The sequence below is a fragment of the Parabacteroides sp. AF39-10AC genome (assembly GCF_003635405.1).
Taxonomy (GTDB): domain Bacteria; phylum Bacteroidota; class Bacteroidia; order Bacteroidales; family Tannerellaceae; genus Parabacteroides; species Parabacteroides distasonis.
In genome coordinates this window covers 12,447-29,356 of sequence record NZ_QTLP01000037.1, presented here as the reverse complement: position 1 = coordinate 29,356, position 16,910 = coordinate 12,447, and the positions used below count along the sequence as shown (strand labels likewise).

Here is a 16,910-nt window from a genome sequence, read left to right as displayed (position 1 = left end):
GCAAATTTTCTATAGAATTAAAGAATTTTCCCCCTGATTTATCGGGTGAGCCCCGACAACCCGGCGAGAGTTACGGACGGACAAAACAAAAAAAGCCTCGAAGCGTTCATTACAAACAACTTCGAGGCTTTCCTATGAGGTTCCTGGCGGATTCGAACCGCCGTACATGGTTTTGCAGACCACTGACTAAGCCACTCATCCAAGGAACCGAATCAATCAAAAATAAAAGTAATTTTCAATTACCAAGAGGTTCCTGGCGGATTCGAACCGCCGTACACGGTTTTGCAGACCGCTGACTAAGCCACTCATCCAAGGAACCATAACTTCAACACAAAACAACTACTTTTGTTTTGCGAGTGCAAAGAAAGAGAATAATATTGGAATTACCAAACTTTTCCTTTCTTTTTTATTTTTCCCTCCGAATATTATAGAAGTAGAGAAAATGAGCTTACCTTTGCCTATCAAATAGATAAATAACGAAAAAATGACTTATACAGAAACTGTAATACCGGGCGTATGGATCATTGAGCCAAAGGTATTGAAAGATGCGCGCGGATACTTTATGGAAGCTTTTAAGCAAACGGAATTCGAGGAGCATATCGGAAAAATCCAGTTCGTGCAAGACAACGAATCTTGCTCCTCTAAAGGCGTACTACGAGGATTACACTATCAGCTAGCGCCCTATTCTCAATCTAAATTAGTCAGGGTGATCAAAGGACGGGTATTGGATGTAGCCGTAGACGTACGTGAAGGCTCGCCCACATTCGGCAAATATGTAGCTGTAGAGTTATCGGACGAGAATAAACGCCAGTTATTTATTCCACAGGGATTCGCCCACGGATTCCATGTATTAAGTGACGAGGCTATCTTTACCTATAAAGTAGATAATCCATATACTCCGACGCATGAACGGGGAATCAGCTATGACGATCCCACGGTCCATGTAGATTGGAGCATCACAGATCCGGAATCGATCAACCTATCCGAGAAAGACACCAAGGCTCCATTGCTGAAAGACGCTGAGCTTAATTTCAAATACTAAACACTGTACAGATATGAAAACTTACCTAGTTACCGGTGCCGCCGGTTTTATCGGTGCCAATTTTATCAAACATATGCTGGCGAAATATGACGATATCAAGATCGTTGTCCTAGACTTGCTGACTTACGCAGGTAATTTGGGCACCATTGCCGAGGATATCGATGGAGTACGTTGCGAGTTCGTGAAAGGCGATATTTGCGACCGTGCCTTGGCCGACCAGCTATTCGAGAAATACAACTTCAATTATGTCGTGAACTTCGCCGCTGAAAGTCATGTAGACCGAAGCATCGAAAATCCCCAGCTATTCCTGCAAACCAACATCCTCGGTACACAAAACCTATTGGACGCCGCACGAAAAGCATGGGTTACCGGTAAGGCCGAGACTGGTTATCCGGTATGGCGTGAAGGTGTACGTTTCCATCAAGTCTCTACCGATGAGGTCTATGGAAGCCTAGGTGCCGAAGGGTATTTCCACGAGACCACGCCTTTAGATCCCCGAAGCCCGTACAGCGCCTCCAAGACAAGCGCGGACTTATTCGTAAAGGCTTACCACGAGACGTATAAGATGCCGGTATCTATTACCCGTTGTTCCAACAACTACGGACCTTACCATTTCCCGGAAAAATTGATTCCTTTAATTATAAAGAACATATTGGAAGGTAAATCCCTACCTGTATATGGTGACGGCACAAACGTACGCGACTGGTTATATGTAGAGGATCATTGCAAGGCGATCGACGCCGTCATCCACCACGGACGTGTGGGAGAGGTTTACAACGTAGGCGGTCATAACGAGAAGCAGAACATCGAGATCGTAAAACTCACGATCCGGACGATCCATCAACTAATGACCGAACAACCGGAATATCGCCAAGTATTAAAGAAAAAAGAGATCGGTGCCGATGGAGAAATCTCTATCGACTGGATCAACGACAGCTTGATTACATTCGTAAAAGACCGTCTGGGCCATGATCAACGATACGCAATCGACCCGACGAAGATCACCAACGAATTAGGCTGGACACCAGAGACCTGCTTCGAGGTTGGTATCGTAAAAACCATCCGTTGGTATCTTGAGAACCAGAAATGGGTGGAGGATATCACCGGTGGAGATTACATGAAATATTACGAGCAAATGTATGGATCACGTTGATTCCTCAACGTGACCGTGTGTATGTGGATGAATCTCAGAGAGGCTGTTTCCTAATTCGGGAGCGGCCTCTCTTATTTGTTTCCGGATCGTCTCGCGTATCTCCTCACGCACATTCCTGCGGGTACTATCCAGTTCCGCTTGCTTGGTAGGTTTCAAGAAATCTTTATATTTACATTTCACTATCTTGAACTTGAAATCATCCAGATTCCCTTTTATATCGATACCCAGCTTAAACGGCACCGGCGATTTTAAAACCGAGAGATGGTAATCGAACGTCATATCCAAATTATGCGTTCCTCCTACGGCTACTTTATACCGGTCCATCTCCACCAAGAATGGGAATACCTCGATCTTGTTATCATGGATCGCTAAATCTACCGCTATACTATCAATCATATTCCGTTTTTTATTCTTGAACATCAGCGTCTTCGATATCTCGGTAAATGTCTCACCATCCAGCAGCACCATATTCTTTCCGCTCAGGTAGCAAGAGGCATTTACAGACGGCAGCAACACGGACATCGTAGAATCCGCCTTGCAAGTCGCCGTCATCTGGCAATCTACCATGCCTTCGAACGAACGAAGCATAGGGACCAATGTGTCGATATCCGGGAATAAACTGATTAACCGTTCCACTAAAATATCATTTAAGGACAACTCAAATCCCATAGTCGCCTCTTGATCTGTTTTGGTCGTATAAACCATCGTCAGATCTCCGGAACCGATATTCGAGCTCATACATAAATCGCTCAGATTGATACTTTGATCCCGGATTACAACCTCACCTTTCACATCCTCCAACTTCAGATCCTTAAAATCTATTTTTTTAGCATTTGTATGAAGCGTCAGATCCAAGAATTTCGGAACGACAAATAGTTGAGAGATCGAATCCGTAGCGACATTATCCACGGTATTCGCTAATAGATGATCCGTCTCCAGTACGGAGATACTGTCTTCCGAGAAGGCCCCAACCGAATTGGATGCCAATTGATCAGAAAACTGCAAACCTTTACCTATAGCTAGCATCAACTGGTTACAATCGATCAGATCGGATTCCAACTCGAAATTCGCTTTCAGCTTTCCTCCCCGTAGCATGGCCCGCCGGATGTCGCTAAGCTCTCCGCTCAAAGTAAGATCGCTCTTTCCTAAATGCAGGCGGGCACCACTCAACGTCATATTGTTAGTATTGAATTTCACGCTTGTCTCATCAATATACATCGGAATGGGGAATAAGCGGCTAAAGCCCCTCAATTGCTTAAACCTCACTTGTCCCCGAGCCTCCCATTGGCGTAAGACACTGTTTGAGGAAGCGACCGAATCCACTTGCGACCGCTGTCTATTCGCCCTTCGGGTGGTCTGCGTGCGCCTGCGCAAGGTATCACCGGCGGCAATACGGCGTTCACGTTGTTGACGGATCGCTTGCCGATAAGGTAATGCTTCCAAAGAGAACTGGCTTTCCGTCAGAACCATACCCGTCCGTAAAGGGATAAGAATATATTTTAAGGTGTCCACCGAGATCGTAGCTCCCGCCATAGGGATCCGCTTATCTGTAGAAGAAGCCTTGATGCCCCCTTTCAACACGGTCTTACCGGCCACCATCCAGGTAGAATCCGGCAACTTGGTGCGTAAATGATCAAATTCCAACCCTGCGGTCATAGGGATAACAGCCGTTGTATCAATAACCGGCGTCGTATTGGCTACCATCTTCAATCCACCGATATTCGTACTGATCTCATCCTTATACTTTATATTCAAGGTATCCACCGATAGATTAGCGCTCAACAATCCTTTCGCATTCAGATATTTACTTTCATTTTCCGTAGATCCTACAAACAGATTCGCCCCAGCGATATACATATCCACGCCTAACGGCTTACTAAACGCCTTGAAGCGATCAACCGTCAAATTGCCGGATGATTTGACCTTGGCGAAGCGGCTATTCACGATATCATCCACCTTAAACACCGTAGATAAATCAGCCATCATGGTACCCTCCAGCAGCAGTGTGTCGGGATTCAAGAACTCTTTAGCCAAACGGGTAAAATCGACCTGCCCTTTCATCTCCGCCCGAATCGCAGGATTCCTCCAGATATCCCTAACCTCGCCACTCATGGTCAGCGAGGTATTCAACCCGATCAATGTCAGCTCCTCCAAAGAGACATAAGAAGAATCCGGGTAAGCGCCATTCAAATGTAAATCCATGTCCATGCGCAAGGTATCGATCCCCTGTTCAATACCTTTTACATGATAAGAACCATCCTCTATCTTGCAGCATAAGTTCACGGTCGGAACGATACTATCCCCTAATTCTCCACGGATATCCCCTTCCAAAATAATACGTCCCTCAGCAAGTGTTTTATCCCGATCCTTAAAATATTCATCCGGAATAAAATGTAAGAGATCATTCATATCGGAAACCTTCAACCCGAAAGTCATATCGATCCGTGACGGATTATCCTCGGTAGCCGGCACCATAAAGCCATCCGCCGTAAAAGGCAGGTTATTCACCAGCAACTCCGCATCCCTCAACCCAATCCGGCGAAGTCCGTCAGCCAACAACAAACGTCCCTTGAAGCGTAACGCTAACTTATTCGCCAAAGAATAAGACGGGCTACGGAATACGATCGAGGAAGAACCGGTCTCCACATCCAACTTATTTCCTCGTTGGGTCAAAAGGCCGTCTATATGTAAAAAGAAACCATCGATCGCCGTATATAAATCCTGCTGCCGGTCATCATAGACAAAGTGCCCATTCGTAATATGCACTTGCTGCAAATCTATTTTAGGCAATGGAGATGACGATGATTCGTCTACCGAATCCATCTCACTTTGATAAATCTCCCAATTCGCCTTTCCCTCCTCATTCACATAACCATAAAAACGGATACTATCCATGATAACCCGAGGAATCGTCACTTTCCCGCTAAACAGATAATCCGTAGGGTTAAATACGACGATCGCTTTTTTGAAAGACAGCAAAGAATCCGAAGGAATCATCAAATCCTCCTGATGTTCTATAGAATCCTCAGCCTGATGTGAGATCAAACGCCCATTTGTCAACTTCACTCCCAGATAAGGATACGTCTCGAAATAAGTCAACTCCACCCGCTCACATTCCAAGTGCGCCTCTATGAATTCGTTTGTTTTTTCTACGACCAGCGGTGTCAGCTTCTCCGGAGGTAAGACCGCCCATTTCAGTATACCAACCCCGATCAAGGGAAGTATGAAAAAGATCCCGACCAACACAGACACAACAACCAATAATATTTTCTTCCACTTCATCATCTTCGAATTTTATAACCCTTTTATATCTTCGCCAATTCCTCAAGCATAGCCCTTCGGGCAGGATAAAGCTTTCTCAATCGCTCGATCAGTCCCACTGCCATCAGACGGGCACCTAATTTTATCATCCGGCGTATATATCTGCAAGCCGACTGATAATGCTCCCGTCCCATCTGTCGCTCCATATAACCCAGTATCAGATCCCTATACATCGCGGCCAACTCCATCGGATAAGAATCAGCCAAATACTGTTCAGCCTCGACGACACGATCTAGCGTGGCATTCTCTTGAAGCAATTTAAAGAAATCTGCCCACCTAGATTCCCACACATACAGCTGCGAAATTCCCGCATAATCGATGCCATATCTCGATTTATTGCTCATTTCGCTCACAAGCCCATCTACATACGACGGCCACTGATCTTGAGGTGTAAGCGATTTCAGCAAATCATAATAATATTTCTGGGGATGGTAACGTCCTGATCGTGTCACAAAAAAATACCGAGCAAGCAAGATCATACGTGCCACGTCATTGGTTTCCATATAAAGACTCAATAAATAGTTACGCCAGTCATCTGCCAAGCCGGGAAGTTCCTTCTCGTCTTTCCGGACACCTTCAGCTGCCAGCTTTTCCGCCTTCTCGTACTCTTTTCCAGCCAATGCTTTTTCGATCAACTCTTTTCTAAAATCGGAATTTTCCAGATGACTTTCCATAAAACCAAGACAAGCCTTTTCATCTTCCGTCTTTCTAATAAGCTCCAACATCAAGTTTTGGGATTGCCTGTACTCCCAATCCCACGAATCCTCAGTCGGCCTGACTAGAGAGAGGTTCATCTTGATACGTTCTATCTCAGGCTCGGTTTTCATCATACGGATAGCTATATCAATCAAATCGAAATGCCAATCCCAGCCTTTCAAAAATCCTTTCTCAAACCCCACCATCAGCCAATCAAACAATTCATCATGCAAGGCTTCATCCAAATCAGACTCCACAAGTGTCTCCAGTAATTCAAATCCACCAGCGATACAACCGCCGATCGTCCCGTTACTATCGTCGGAACAATCAAGAACCTCCCTCATTACCTCAGTAACAGCTTCCGCCACATAAAGGGCTTTCCTCTTTTTCCCCTTCTCTAATCCGGCTAACGCATCATCAATGATCCCTAACACTTCACTACCCAGTTGCCCAGCTTCCCGATATTCAACAAATCCATGCCTTCCGGTATACGTTTTCACCAGTTTTTCCAATTGTTTCACGTATAACTCTTTCGATTCCGGATACAAATTTGGCATATGCTTCGCCACGAACAAATGCCGGAAACCTTTATCCGTAGCACACATATCACGTACGAATGCCCTTAATTCATCATGAGTCAAATGCTTAAGTATTTGTTCCATCTGCAGTGTTTCCGACTCTTTCTTTTTCCGGGGAGAGGCCTTTACCTTTGTCAGATTATCCAGATCCAATAAATCTTTTTGCAAATAAAATAACACGGCAACTACATGCTTACATACGACTCCCCAATCGTACGGACAGTCACAATCATATTCCATGACCTTATCCCCCTTTATATGCAAATGAACCGTATAGATTTCCGATCCTTCCACGGTAGCCTCAAAATCTCCACCGCCCAAGTCTTCCACTTCGGTAACATATCCTTTTTTGAAATAATCGAATCCTCGTTTTAGGATCGTTCCATCTATTTGCTGCTCAAAATTACTCAGTGATAAATCCATATTCATAGCAATATTATCTACGTTGTGTCTTACAAATGTATGTAAAATAATCAAACTATCATTATAGATTTTCCAAAACTTGATTAATACCCCAACCTCCTCAAAAGCAAACCCGCCTCTCTTGCCTCCCTACATTGGGAAGAAAGAAAGGCGGGCTCATCCATTCATTTCAAATAATTTACTTTTTATTTCGCTCTATTCATCCAGGACCTCGTATTTAGAATGCTGGCTCTTGAACTCGGGAACAATCTCCTTCATCCGCTTCACGATCTGCATATCCCCCTCCACGGCACAAGCATGTACCAAGGCATCAATCCGCAGATTGGCGTCCGCATAATCATACGCACGGACTTGGGCGATCTTGATCTTCGGATGAAAAGTAGGCTTGAAGGTCTCCTCCTCGTTGAGTACCTCCTCATACAATTTCTCTCCGTCTCGCAATCCCGTGAACCGGATCTCGATTCCCTTCACCCCGCTCAGACGGATCATACGCTCTTCATTTACCAAAGCAATGATGTACTCAACTTTGTCTTCCAGATGATAGTTACGAGGTATATCCATAATGATTATTTTACTGAAAATAAAAATAATCATTTATCATCTTAACACTAACTTTTCCGATAAAAATATTAGAGTACATTTGCTCTCAATTGTAACAAATATTCTTCTTTATACAATCCACAATATAAGCCACATCCTCATCCGTCACATAGGGGCCGGAAGGCAAGCACAACCCGACCTTAAACAAAGATTCGCTCACCCCATTCACGTAAGCCGGACAATCCTTATAGACAGGTTGCTTATGCATCGGTTTCCACAAAGGACGGGATTCTATACCCATCGCATCAAGTCCCACACGCATCGCCTCAACATTGGCATTCGGCTCGCAATCCGTATGTGCGTTAACCGCCGCGTGAGTCACACCGCCCGCACCACCAACAGCACCTTGTACCATTGCTTGATAAGCATCCTCCTGCCCTTTCACCCTCACTAAAGGATCCAAGACAATCGTATTCAACCAATAATTACTATCAAAACGACCGGAAGGATTCTCATGCAAGGTGATCCCTCTCACATCCTTCAACAGTTCCCGGTATAAATCACACGTATGCTTATGATGAGCCACATGAGCATCAGCCACCGTCATCTGACCACGCCCGATACCCGCACAAATATTCGACGTCCGGTAATTATACCCGATCCGCTCATGCTGGTAATACGGATAAGCCTCCCGAGCCTGCGTAGCGTAGAACATGATCTCCCGCTTAGCCTCCCCGTCCGGACAAATCAACGCACCACCGCCACTGGTCGTAATCATCTTATTCCCATTGAACGACAGCACCCCATATTCTCCAAACGTACCCAACATACGTCCATCATAACGAGAGCCAAAACCCTCCGCCGCATCCTCAATGACCGGAATCCCATACCGATCAGCGACCGCCATAATCTCATCCACCTTATAAGGCATCCCATATAAGGCCACCGGTACAATCGCTTTCGGTGTTTTTCCCGTCTTCTCGATACGATCTTTAATAGCCTCTTCCAACAACACAGGATCCATATTCCAAGTATCCACCTCCGAATCCACGAATACAGGCGTAGCTCCCAAATACATGATCGGATGCGAGGAAGCACAGAAGGTAAAGCTCTGTACCAGCACCTCATCCCCCGGCTTCACGCCACAGGCAAGCAACGCCAAATGCACTGCGGCAGTACCGGCAGACAGAGCTACCACATGTTTACCTTCACCCACGAATTCCTCCAGATCTTTCTCGAATCCATTCACGTTCGGACCTAAAGGCACGACCCAGTTCGTATCAAAGGCTTCTTTGATATACATTTGTTCTTTGCCGCTCATGTGAGCAAGGCAAAGGTAAATTCGTTTATTCATTATTATTGTGATTTTAGAAAATACTTCGGATCAGCATAAAAGCCTCAGCTCTTTCTACGCTAATTGTAGCACCTCTATATTTCGCCAAAGCTTCCAAAGCCTCTAAAGAACGAGAACTAGGGAACCGCCTTAGTTGAGATTGATAACACTCCATCGCTCTCAATTTCATTTTCATTCCATCTTGACTACAAGGAATGAATACCGTGGGAATAAAAGCATCATCCGCATAAGGAGCAGCCCATTCCGTTTCAGATAACGTTTCATAGGTATAAACTCGCTTAACCGTATAATCTCCAACAGGACGACAAGCGACTAATACACTGTCAAAGACCATCCGATGATCTTTATGTATATCTCCTCTATGGGGAATAAACACTGTATCTATTTGATTTTCGGATATACATTTTGAAACTTCACGAGACATGATATAACCTGGATATTGATCTAATGCAGGAGCCGGAAAATCAAAGAAAAAGGTCTGTTTTACACCTAGTAAACGATGAGCCTCCAGTGCCTCTGTTCTAACACGCTGAATACCTTTTTCGGAAAAAATATTTGGATCAGATTTACTGGCATTTGTCATAATCAGCACATACACATTATGACCTTCTTGTATCATTTTATAAATAGTTGCCCCACAGCCCAATATTTCATCATCCGCATGAGGTGCGATAAACAAAACATTATTTTTCATTTTTCAACAACGTTAAATCTTGCTTTATCATTTCTATCTCATTCCGCAAACGGAAAATCTCATGTTGATCATAATAACCTAATCTAGAACCTACAACCAAATGCTCATCGACTGGTCTATCCAAATAATCAACCATGTTATATTTCACCAATTCAACATAACCATCAGCTGTTTGAACAACAGGATTATCATTATTGAAATTCACTACACGACCAATAACACCTTTCGCATATCCAGAAGCATAATAATTAGATTTCCATATCAGAACCTTATTATTACCATAGAAAGAGAAAGCCCCGGGATGAGGCGATGTACTAGCCTTTATCAAACGATCAATATCTTTCGCCGTGTTCGACCAATCTATACAACCATCCAAAGGAGCCCGCCTAGCATAGAAAGTAGCCGCCTTCCCATCTTGAGGAATCCCTTTTAATCCGACAGAAGACAAAGAAGGAAGCCAACGATCCAAAGCCCGTACCATAGCCTCCTTCAACTTGATGCCAATTGAAGAAGCATCATCCTTATCATCTATACAAAAAGGTTCCTGCACAAATATATCACCCTCATCAGCCTTCGTATCTATTTTAAAAAATGTAGCAGCGCCCTCTCCTCTATCAAGAATAAGCCATGCCATAGGAGCACGACCTCGTCCTTTCGGTAACTTTGTAGGATGAAATCCTACACAAGCCAATCGAGGTAATCTTATAATATCTTCATCAACCAACTGAGAGACACCAACCACAAAAAGAATATCAACCGAAGCGTTCCTAATTTGCTCCTTGATATCGTTCGAATTTATTTTTATGAAAGGATAATAAGAAAGATGATTATCTTCCGCAAATCTACGCATCGAACAATAACCACTTACATTTAAAGTCGAGTGAGGTTCATACCCCCAAACTCCAACAACATTAAATGAATATTCCACCAACTTTTGTAACGTCAGCAAACTACTGCCAACACTACCAATCAATCCAACCCTCATTTCTTAATATATTTTTCTTCTCCAAACAAAACAATCGCCACGGTCTTGACAAGAATCCTCAAATCCAACATAAACGACATACGGTCAACATACTCACGATCCAAGCATAAACGCTCTTCCCAAGGAAGATAGATATTACCATTAACTTGCGCCCAACCTGTCATTCCCGGCCTAACTTCACATCGTTTCTTTGCAATTTCTCCAAATTTCTCATATAAACTCGGTAACGCAGGGCGAGGGCCAACTAAAGACATATCACCAATAAACACATTCCATATTTGAGGCAACTCGTCAATCTTAAAACGCCTTAAAAGTCCCCCTATTCTTGTAATATCCGGATCTTGCAAATACGTTTGTTTCACATTAGGATCTCTCTCCTTATTTGTCATCGTACGCAATTTATAAATCCTAAAAACACGCCCATTTTCACCAACTCTACTTTGCAAATAAAAAATAGGGCCTTTCGAATCCAACTTTATTAAAACAGCAACTATGATAAAAAGAGGAAATAAAAGCAACAATATAGCGAAGGAAATAAAAAAGTCAAATAAACGCTTAAATTTCAAATACATAACATACAAAATATAACAATTTAGGACATTCCCATTAAAGCAAAGGATTGTGCCTCTAGCTGATCTAAATTAAAAATCGCAGTAATACATCACAGATATAATTCTGAATTTTTAAACGTAAAATCCTTTGAAGCCAATAATGAATTATTACAATACTTTTGTTTTAGCATTTTGTCCGATTTTAATTCTCGGATATAAGCAACAATATCATCCACATTTGACTTCGAAATACAACGACCATTCTGGTACTTACTAATCAAACGAAACATCTCTGTATCATTATTAGAAATGGCAAGAAGAGGAACACCTACAGCCATTAAGTTAAAAGTCTTACTTGGAACACTGACCCTTGATACATTTTCATCAAGGGTAATTATACCCAAATCTGCAGAAGCTAACGAATATGGTAATACATTAAAATCCTGAAGAGGCAAAAAAGTTATATTACGAAGATTTAACTCTTCGGCTTGAGCCACTAAATCCGTTTTCTTTTTCCCCTCACCTATCATTAAGAATTTAACATCATTATCAGTTTGCATATTTTTAGCTACTTCAATAAGACATTCCACACTGTGTGTATAACCAATGTTTCCTGAATACATCACCACAAATTTATTTTCAAGATGATGTTCTTTAACAAATGGATTCTGTTCTTTGCATATAGGCTTAAAATCATCAGATGCAGACCACAATGGTACCACCTTTATCTTTTCAGCCTCACCATACTCAAGCAATATCTCTTTCATTCCCTCACTAAGAGTATAAATAGCATCTGCTTTTGCATATAGCTTCTTTTTTATTGATTTCCAAATCCTATATATAATATGCCTATCTGAGATTCCTATAGCTTCAAGGGCATTGGGATATATATCATACTCTACAATCCTAAACTTATTTCTCAACAATAATGCGGAGAAACATGCCATAGGAGGGTTTGTATAATATACAACTTCAAAATTTCTATATTTGAAAAGGAGTTTAAATAAAACCTGAATAGTCCCCAAAGACCAAGTCAATAATCTTCTTAAAGTACTAGCTTTATTATATTTACATATCTTATCTATTTGCACTTTAGGGTTAATTGAACGTACGCCTTCCTTTATTCCTGCACAAAGAATACTCACACAATCATATTTAGTACAATACGCATTCAAATCATCTACAACCAAGAAACCTGAACTTTGATTAACTAGAACTATCCTCTTTTTCATAATCGACATATAATCCCTAATTTTGGAAGACACACCTTAATCTTGCTATTTGCTTGTTTCCTAAACTATGCTTTGTCTTTATACCATTTCTAACATTCCGCACGCATAGGATTTGTCAAAAAATCAATATACGACAAACGAATCCCTTCCTCTAGTTCTGTCTTATATTTCCAGCCAAGACCTTCCGCCTTCGACACATCAAGCAACTTACGAGGGGTTCCATTCGGTTTTGTTAAATCCCATTCTATCATACCATCATATCCAACCACTCTTGCCACTAACTCAGTCAACTCTTTTATGGTCAATTCTTTTCCTGTTCCTGCATTTACTGTTTCATTACCGCTGTAATGATTCATCAGGAAAACACATAGATTCGCCAAATCATCCACATATAAGAACTCTCTCAAAGGACTTCCATCACCCCAACACACCACAGAAGGAAGTTTCTTTTCCTTAGCCTCATGAAAACGACGAATTAAAGCGGGTAGAACATGGCTATGGGTTGGATGATAATTGTCATTTGGACCATATAAATTGGTCGGCATCACACTAATAAAGTCTGTACCATATTGTCTATTGAGAAACTCACAATATTTCAATCCTGATATTTTTGCAAGCGCATACGCCTCATTTGTTTTCTCCAATTCCGAAGTTAACAAACAGCTTTCTTTCATTGGTTGAGGGGCTAACCTCGGGTAGATACACGAAGAACCAAGAAATTCCAATTTTTTACACCCTGTATTCCATGCGGAATGAATTACATTCATTTCAAGCATCATATTCTCATACATGAAATCAGCAAGCGAGTTCTGATTAGCCATAATCCCTCCCACTTTAGCTGCCGCAAGAAAAACATATTCCGGGCACTCAGCCTCAAAAAAATTCTCCACATCTACCTGCCGAAGAAGATCTAACTCCGCATGCGTGCGAGTAATTATATTGGTATATCCCTGTCGTTTCAATTCTCTAACGATCGCACTTCCCACCATTCCTCGATGGCCTGCGACAAATATCTTAGCGTTCTTTTCCATATCACTTCACAATACCCTTTTCCAAATACTCCGCTAGATTTAACTTAACCTGCTCACCCGCACGTTCAGCAGCTACTTTTGCCATATCCGCCTCAACCATGATTCTCACCAAATCCTTAAACGAGGTCATCCTTGCTGGATCCCAGCCTAATTTTTGCTTTGCCTTTGTTGGGTCTCCCCACAAATTCACCACATCCGTAGGCCTATAAAAATCAGAGGAAACTTCTATCAATATCCGCCCTGTTGACTTATCCACTCCTATCTCATTAGCTCCCTCACCCTTAAATTCCAGATCTATGCCAACAGCCTTGAAAGCCTCATAGCAAAACTCTCGGACAGAATGTTGTTCTCCTGTAGCTATCACAAAATCCTCAGGTGTATCTTGCTGTAAGATAAGCCACATACATTCCACATAGTCCTTGGCATATCCCCAATCGCGCAATGAGGAAAGATTGCCTAAATACAATTTATCCTGCTTTCCTTGAGCTATGCGAGCTGCTGCTAACGTGATCTTTCGGGTTACAAACGTTTCCCCCCGTCGTTCTGACTCATGGTTAAAAAGGATACCCGAGCAACAAAACATGTTATAAGCCTCACGATACTCTTTCACAATCCAAAATCCATATTGCTTTGCTACCGCATATGGACTATAGGGGTGAAAAGGGGTATTCTCGTTCTGAGGAACTTCCTCAACTTTTCCATACAACTCTGATGTAGAGGCTTGATAAATCCGACATTTACCTATTAAGTCACAATGTCTCACCGCCTCTAAGACTCTAAGTACCCCTGTCGCATCTACATTCGCCGTAAACTCTGGTGAATCAAAAGAGACTTGCACATGAGATTGAGCCGCAAGATTATAAATCTCATTGGGTTGAACAAGTTTAACAACCTGCAAAATACTCATTGAATCTCCCAAATCCGCATAGTGCAAATGAAAATGGGGCAACCCCTCAAGATGAGCTATCCTTTCACGATAATCAACCGATGACCGACGAATCGTTCCATGTACATCATAACCTTTATCCAATAAAAACTCAGCAAGGAAAGAACCATCCTGCCCGGTTATTCCTGTTATCAAAGCTGTTTTATTCATTTTATTACCTTTATTTCAATATTACTAATTGTGAAACCACCATCGGTTTTGTCTTCATCCACATGGCCCCCCAACTCAATTCCAGTCCAAACGAAGACATTAACAGTGTCGTTTCTTTAGTCCTAAGTTGATCTGCGATCCTTGTTACCATCAATGAAGGAATCGAAGCACCTCCTAAGTTTTCAAACTCTTCCAAATTGCAAGGCACTTTCGTTTTGGGCAACTTCAGTTTTTTCACAATACGCTCCACAATCATCTTGTTCGCTTGATGAATCAAGAAATAATCTATATCTGTTTCACGATTGATATTATAATCCGCTAAGAACATTTCGATAGACTTGGGAGAACGGGGATATAGCAAATGAGAAGACATTTATATGTTTATGAATAAAAATTCAAAACAAGATTATAATAAAGTATATCCACCATCTATCGCTAAACTAGAACCTGTTGTAAAAGTACTTGCATTAGAAAGCAGATAAATCGCATAGTAAGCGATTTCTTCTGGTTTCGCATAGCGCTTCAAAGGATAAGACAATTGATTCTTACTAACCTGTTCTTCTGAAATATTATCTCTATGAATAAAGGGTGTTTCTACCCTTGCAGGAAGTATACAATTCACACGAATTCGTTGAGCAGCTAATTCTACCGCTTGAACTTTCGCTATTCCCTGTATCGCAGACTTTGACGCTGCATAAATAGAGTTCCCGATATGTCCTGTAATCGGTCCATCGATAGAAGATAGATACACAATAGAAGCTCCTTTATTTATTCGTTTATATTTCAACAGTTTCTGAGTTAATAGTACGGGAGATTCAAAATTCAAACTCATCATCTTCCTCAAAATCTCATACGTTGTAAACTTAAACGGCAATGTCAATCCCATACCTGCGGAATGCACTAAGCCATCAATCACACCGACATGATTACACAAGTCCTCTATGGACTGAGAATCCGCTATATCACAGCTAAAATAAGAATGATCTCCATCCTCTAACTCTGTAAAAGCCCGAATTAAGCGTTCTTCATTTCTTGCGACTAATATCAAGTCCGCTCCCATCCGACTGCATTCTAAGGCTATACTTTTTCCAATACCGGAAGAAGCTCCGGTTACCAAAATTCTTTTTCCTTTAAGAGAAAAAGGATTATAGTTTTCCCTCATACTCTATCAAAGATAAATAACGTAAATCTGTCGAAAAATAAATGCTACCCCATGATAATCCTACTCCAAAAGCTGTCGCAATTACTTTTTGTTTTTTCTTAAGCATATCATTACACGAAGCGGTTAATGTCAATGGAATTGTAGCACAACTTGTATTTCCATAATCTCGTAACGAATAAGGAACCTTTTCCTCCGGAATTTTCAATTTCTTACGAATCTTCTCATTCATAAATAAATTGGCCTGATGAAATATAAAATAGTCTATCTCATTCACCTCTAAAGAAGCAAAGCTAAGAATATCCAAAACCGACTCCGGTGCTCTTTTTAACCCAAATGCAAAAACAGACATTCCATCCATTTCACTATCTAATGGTCGCCGAGCAATGCCTTCCCCATAAACCACTTCTTTCAATGAATTTTCAGTTACAGGATTCCGTGCTCCACCATCTTTAACAATAATTGAACGGTAAGATTTCCCTTCTGTCGCAAACGTAAAAAACATATCATCCGATTCTTCCGAATACTCTAAGGCCGTTGCTGTTCCCGCATCTCCAAATAAAGGCCAAGCGGTCTTATCATTCCTTGATTTGAATTTCGTAGGCGTATCACCAACCAGCAACAAAGCCTTCTTCATATACCCAGATGATAAAAGAGAAGCAACAACACTCATTCCATAAACCCAACCCGGACAACCATAAGATATATCTAATGTATAACATTCCGTTTTTAGGCCTAAACGTCCTTGCATAATACAAGCATTTGAGGGTAATATATAATCCGGAGTTTGGGTCACGAATATCAGGCAATCAATCTCATCCCGTCTCCAGTTCAGCCCCATGAGCAAATCTTCAGCTGCGTCATAACATAAATCCGCAGAAGTCGTATCCACATCCGCAATACGTCTACGCTCAATGCCTGTAGAAGCTATCACTTTTTCAGCCTCACCCTTTTTAAAAAAAGACAATTCCTTATTTTCCTCAATCATTTTAGGAACACATGACGTAATTCCCGCAATCTTTACATTTGAGATTTTTAAATGACTCATTTTCCCT

14 protein-coding genes, 2 tRNA genes and 1 pseudogene are annotated in these 16,910 nt (G+C 41.8%); 2 read left to right on the top strand and 15 right to left on the bottom strand.

Translation table 11 applies throughout. The features are described from left to right. Positions 1-137: 137 nt before the first annotated feature. Both DW033_RS22340 and DW033_RS22335 read right to left on the bottom strand, forming a co-directional pair. Positions 138-209, bottom strand: a tRNA-Cys gene (locus DW033_RS22340). 38 nt (positions 210-247) lie between these two features. Further along, a tRNA-Cys gene (locus DW033_RS22335) sits at positions 248-319 on the bottom strand. A 165-nt stretch (positions 320-484) separates the two neighbouring features. Between DW033_RS22335 and rfbC the strand changes: the two genes are divergently transcribed. After that, the gene (gene rfbC / locus DW033_RS22330) at positions 485-1,042 is read left to right on the top strand and encodes a dTDP-4-dehydrorhamnose 3,5-epimerase (protein ID WP_122383155.1); all 558 of its coding nucleotides are present in this window, start codon (positions 485-487) and stop codon (positions 1,040-1,042) included. A 13-nt stretch (positions 1,043-1,055) separates the two neighbouring features. Continuing rightward, entirely contained in the window at positions 1,056-2,195 is a 1,140-nt protein-coding gene (gene rfbB / locus DW033_RS22325; RefSeq protein ID WP_122380897.1) for a dTDP-glucose 4,6-dehydratase, read from the top strand. On the opposite strand, the gene DW033_RS22320 is transcribed toward rfbB, so the two are convergent. From DW033_RS22320 to DW033_RS22260, 13 genes and pseudogenes are all read right to left on the bottom strand, one after another. Beyond that, a complete protein-coding gene (locus DW033_RS22320) occupies positions 2,187-5,480 on the bottom strand; it encodes an AsmA-like C-terminal region-containing protein (RefSeq protein ID WP_122383154.1) in 3,294 nt (1,097 codons plus the stop codon). The genes rfbB and DW033_RS22320 overlap by 9 nt on opposite strands. A 20-nt stretch (positions 5,481-5,500) precedes the next feature. Beyond that, positions 5,501-7,213 (bottom strand): SWIM zinc finger domain-containing protein, encoded by a 1,713-nt coding sequence (locus DW033_RS22315; protein WP_147423693.1) that lies wholly within the window; start codon positions 7,211-7,213, stop codon positions 5,501-5,503. A 195-nt stretch (positions 7,214-7,408) separates the two neighbouring features. Beyond that, on the bottom strand, positions 7,409-7,774 hold the full coding sequence (locus tag DW033_RS22310; RefSeq protein ID WP_057329451.1) for a polysaccharide biosynthesis protein: 366 nt from the start codon (positions 7,772-7,774) through the stop codon (positions 7,409-7,411). 85 nt (positions 7,775-7,859) lie between these two features. Next, complete coding sequence (locus tag DW033_RS22305) at positions 7,860-9,107, bottom strand: DegT/DnrJ/EryC1/StrS aminotransferase family protein (RefSeq protein WP_122383152.1); 1,248 nt, start codon at positions 9,105-9,107, stop codon at positions 7,860-7,862. 13 nt (positions 9,108-9,120) lie between these two features. Further along, positions 9,121-9,801, bottom strand: coding sequence for a PIG-L deacetylase family protein (locus tag DW033_RS22300; protein WP_009275880.1), 681 nt, complete (start codon positions 9,799-9,801; stop codon positions 9,121-9,123). Then, positions 9,791-10,786, bottom strand: a complete 996-nt coding sequence (locus DW033_RS22295) for a formyltransferase family protein (RefSeq protein ID WP_122383151.1) — start codon at positions 10,784-10,786, stop codon at positions 9,791-9,793. The genes DW033_RS22300 and DW033_RS22295 overlap by 11 nt, the downstream gene beginning before the upstream one ends. Continuing rightward, on the bottom strand, positions 10,783-11,358 hold the full coding sequence (locus DW033_RS22290; protein ID WP_009275879.1) for a sugar transferase: 576 nt from the start codon (positions 11,356-11,358) through the stop codon (positions 10,783-10,785). The genes DW033_RS22295 and DW033_RS22290 overlap by 4 nt, the downstream gene beginning before the upstream one ends. Before the next feature lie 89 nt (positions 11,359-11,447). Beyond that, positions 11,448-12,569: a glycosyltransferase family 4 protein gene (locus DW033_RS22285; protein WP_226769911.1), complete on the bottom strand. Its 1,122-nt coding sequence runs from the start codon at positions 12,567-12,569 to the stop codon at positions 11,448-11,450. 89 nt (positions 12,570-12,658) lie between these two features. Then, positions 12,659-13,600, bottom strand: coding sequence for a GDP-L-fucose synthase (locus DW033_RS22280; RefSeq protein WP_009275877.1), 942 nt, complete (start codon positions 13,598-13,600; stop codon positions 12,659-12,661). Position 13,601: 1 nt separating this feature from the next. Then, entirely contained in the window at positions 13,602-14,696 is a 1,095-nt protein-coding gene (gene gmd, locus DW033_RS22275) for a GDP-mannose 4,6-dehydratase (RefSeq protein ID WP_009275876.1), read from the bottom strand. 10 nt (positions 14,697-14,706) lie between these two features. Next, a pseudogene (locus DW033_RS22270) lies at positions 14,707-15,073 on the bottom strand (3-oxoacyl-[acyl-carrier-protein] synthase III C-terminal domain-containing protein); the annotation flags it as partial. A 29-nt stretch (positions 15,074-15,102) separates the two neighbouring features. After that, positions 15,103-15,858: an SDR family NAD(P)-dependent oxidoreductase gene (locus tag DW033_RS22265; RefSeq protein ID WP_010183603.1), complete on the bottom strand. Its 756-nt coding sequence runs from the start codon at positions 15,856-15,858 to the stop codon at positions 15,103-15,105. Further along, complete coding sequence (locus DW033_RS22260; protein WP_057329455.1) at positions 15,842-16,903, bottom strand: 3-oxoacyl-ACP synthase III family protein; 1,062 nt, start codon at positions 16,901-16,903, stop codon at positions 15,842-15,844. Before DW033_RS22260 ends, DW033_RS22265 begins: the two co-directional genes overlap by 17 nt. Positions 16,904-16,910: the final 7 nt, after the last annotated feature.